The organism is Moorena sp. SIO3I6, from assembly GCF_010672095.1.
In genome coordinates this window covers 1-2,500 of sequence record NZ_JAAHHU010000660.1, presented here as the reverse complement: position 1 = coordinate 2,500, position 2,500 = coordinate 1, and the positions used below count along the sequence as shown (strand labels likewise).

The following is a 2,500-nucleotide window of genomic DNA, read 5'->3' as shown; positions in this document are numbered from 1 at the left end:
ATCACGTTTAATTGCTCTGATTGGCTTGAATTTAAGTTTTAATTACATTTTTGGCACTGGCTTATTATTGATGATTATTCCAGGCATTATTTATTGGGTAAATAACGGTTACTATGGTTTAGCTTTTGTTCTAAGAGACCAAAGGAGTAGAGCAGCATTTGCCTATAGTCGAGCTATCGTTAAAGGGAATTGGTGGAGGGTATTTTTATTCGGATTTATTTATTTATTTGTAATTGTTATAGCAATTAAAATATTTCATATTATTTTCAGTTTTATTCCAATTATTAATTCTTCAGAAGTCTTAATGACAGTTATAACAAGTCTATTAGCTGGATTTATATCTGTCGCACCTTTAGTTGGTTATATACTGCTATTTATAAATTTAGATTATCAAAAAAGTTTGGAAACCTAACAGCTCTTGATTTTTTGAATATCTAACCAAGCTTTTCTTCAATTTCCTCAATCTGCAACTCAAGTTTATCAAGTTTCCCTTGTTCTTCTTCTATCTCCACATCTAACTTAAATTCAGTACTAGGGTCATTGGCAATAGCCCGTTCTTTCCGCAACTTACGAAGTATTGCCCTTCCTAAATCATAAGGCTCTTGTAAATCTTCCAAGTCTTGCTTAAGGCGACGACGCTTTCCAGGTGTTAACGGTTTAGAATTAGTGAAAATTTCCCCCAATTGCCCTAATTCAGACCAAGATTGATTCAAAACCTGAGTAGGAACTAAAAATCCGGCTTTAACATTCTCTCTACGCTTCTCTGCTGCTACTGCCATCCCCACCACTCCTGCTAACTCCTCATCCCACACAGGAGCACCGCTAAATCCTGGCTCAACTTGATACCCAGGCACTTTAATATCTTCTATCTGTAGCCAGCCTTTGGCATTTTTGTCTCGCAATACTGCCGATGCCCATACCCCATGATCATGCCCTTTGGGAAAGCCAAAAACTCTAATCAAATGGTTCCACAAATTCTGTGCTGTCACTAACTGCACTGGTTGAGCGGAGTCAGGTAATTTACTATTGAGCCTTAAGCCAGCAATATCTTCAATTACTTCAGTCTCGGAAACAGGTTTCCAAAACACCACAGTAGCGGTTAGTTTCTGACCGGGAGCAATCAAAGGAAAATCTAAGTTAATTGGTTCAGTAGGAGCCTCTTGAGTAGTTTGTAAAATTCCCAAGGCTTCAGTAATCACATGAGCACAGGTTAGCAAATAGCCGTTGGAGACTAAAAACCCTGCTCCCACAACTGCGCCATTGCTATGGTAGATTCTAACAATAGAGGTTTTAAACCCTTCAAAGGAATTAGTGGTCTGGTTCGCCATTGACTTACAGTGGTTTGTAATTTCGGTGAGGGACAAATTCTTTGGTTTTAGGGAGCAGGGAGCAGGGAGTAGGGAGTAGGTAAGAGGCAATAGGCAAGAGGCAATAGGCAAGAGGCAATAGGCAAGAGGCAATAGGCAAGAGGGAAAAAATCAAAAATCCTGTATACCTCATGGTTATCAAAAACTCTGTATTGAGATTTACGGCGGTTTGCATAACTATCAGGTACACAGGATTGTTTTCCCTCTTACCTCTTTTCCCCTCCTGGGAGGGGTTAGGGGTGGGTTTCTGCTCCCTGCTCCCTGCTCCCTGCTCCCTAAAAACCCAAAACTTTGTACCTAACTGAATGGCAAACCGCTGTATCTTATTGAGATTTATCTTGGGACCATTTCAGAGTAATTTCGTAGCTAACCTCACCACCAACAGACGTAAAGATTGCCCCAGCATCAGCCGTGAGCGTCAACCCAAATTTCACCTCTACTTGATCAGCAGGAGTATCGAGGTCACGCAATTTGGAAATAATCGTAGACGCCACAGGTTTAACCTTTTCCAATGCTTCTTCAAAGGACTGTTGAGCTTTGAGCACATACTTCCCAGAGGGTAAAGCTACCCGTTCAATGGCGTTGCTTTCTGGTTCTTCGACCTCCACCAGGAACGTAGTGCCATCGGACAAGAAAAATTTAGCCAGCTGTTTTTCTTTCATTAAGCTATAAATAACTATAAATAACTATATAGAATTCTACGACTTGTGAGGTACAAATTTCGGGTTTTTAGGGAGCAGGGAGCAGGGAGCAGGGAGCAGGTAAGAGGCAATAGGCATGCTAGCAATAGGCAATAGGCAAGAGGAAAAAAATCTTGTATACCTCATTAGACTAAAAAGCGCGATCAATAACTCTAACTAACTCTAAATAACTCTACTAGTAGGGTACGTTATTAACTCACCCTACTAGTTATCACATGCCTTATCACATGCCTTAAGACATCTTCTTGTCCCTGCTCCCTGCTCCCTGCTCCCTGCTCCCTACTTCTGCAAGAAGTCTACTATACTTCTCTTGCGATAAGTAACCACTCCCTTCAGCCCTGACAACCTACCGTCACCAGTCAAGTCAACCAGCAAAATCAAAGTTTTATTGCGCAGAATAATTTTTGAAACAAAAATGCTTGATAATGAACT

At 40.8% G+C, this 2,500-nt stretch carries 6 protein-coding genes; 2 read left to right on the top strand and 4 right to left on the bottom strand.

Annotated features, from left to right (window positions below; all coding sequences use genetic code 11):
* Window positions 1-412 (top strand): hypothetical protein (locus tag F6K49_RS41050; RefSeq protein ID WP_293106776.1); only part of this gene is annotated, 412 nt, incomplete at its 5' end.
* Between the two features lie 22 nt (window positions 413-434).
* On the opposite strand, the gene F6K49_RS41045 is transcribed toward F6K49_RS41050, so the two are convergent.
* Entirely contained in the window at window positions 435-1,328 is an 894-nt protein-coding gene (locus F6K49_RS41045; protein WP_293106779.1) for a serine protease, read from the bottom strand.
* A gap of 4 nt (window positions 1,329-1,332) precedes the next feature.
* The gene (locus F6K49_RS41040; RefSeq protein WP_293106773.1) at window positions 1,333-1,500 is read right to left on the bottom strand and encodes a hypothetical protein; all 168 of its coding nucleotides are present in this window, start codon (window positions 1,498-1,500) and stop codon (window positions 1,333-1,335) included.
* On the opposite strand from F6K49_RS41040, the gene F6K49_RS41035 reads away from it, so the two are divergent.
* Window positions 1,499-1,672, top strand: coding sequence for a hypothetical protein (locus F6K49_RS41035; protein ID WP_293106770.1), 174 nt, complete (start codon window positions 1,499-1,501; stop codon window positions 1,670-1,672). The genes F6K49_RS41040 and F6K49_RS41035 overlap by 2 nt on opposite strands.
* An 18-nt stretch (window positions 1,673-1,690) precedes the next feature.
* Here F6K49_RS41035 and F6K49_RS41030 read toward each other — a convergent pair whose 3' ends face one another.
* Together F6K49_RS41030 and F6K49_RS41025 are read right to left on the bottom strand one after the other, a co-directional pair.
* Window positions 1,691-2,029, bottom strand: coding sequence for a CU044_2847 family protein (locus tag F6K49_RS41030; RefSeq protein WP_293106767.1), 339 nt, complete (start codon window positions 2,027-2,029; stop codon window positions 1,691-1,693).
* A 36-nt stretch (window positions 2,030-2,065) separates the two neighbouring features.
* Window positions 2,066-2,194 (bottom strand): hypothetical protein, encoded by a 129-nt coding sequence (locus tag F6K49_RS41025; RefSeq protein WP_293021543.1) that lies wholly within the window; start codon window positions 2,192-2,194, stop codon window positions 2,066-2,068.
* Window positions 2,195-2,500: the final 306 nt, after the last annotated feature.

Coding starts and splice junctions, on each gene's coding strand:
- F6K49_RS41045 (WP_293106779.1), bottom strand. CDS start 1,328: ATGGCGAACCAGACCACTAATTCCTTTGAAGGGTTTAAAACCTCTATT.
- F6K49_RS41030 (WP_293106767.1), bottom strand. CDS start 2,029: ATGAAAGAAAAACAGCTGGCTAAATTTTTCTTGTCCGATGGCACTACG.
- F6K49_RS41025 (WP_293021543.1), bottom strand. CDS start 2,194: ATGAGGTATACAAGATTTTTTTCCTCTTGCCTATTGCCTATTGCTAGC.
- F6K49_RS41035 (WP_293106770.1), top strand. CDS start 1,499: ATGGTTATCAAAAACTCTGTATTGAGATTTACGGCGGTTTGCATAACT.
- F6K49_RS41040 (WP_293106773.1), bottom strand. CDS start 1,500: ATGAGGTATACAGGATTTTTGATTTTTTCCCTCTTGCCTATTGCCTCT.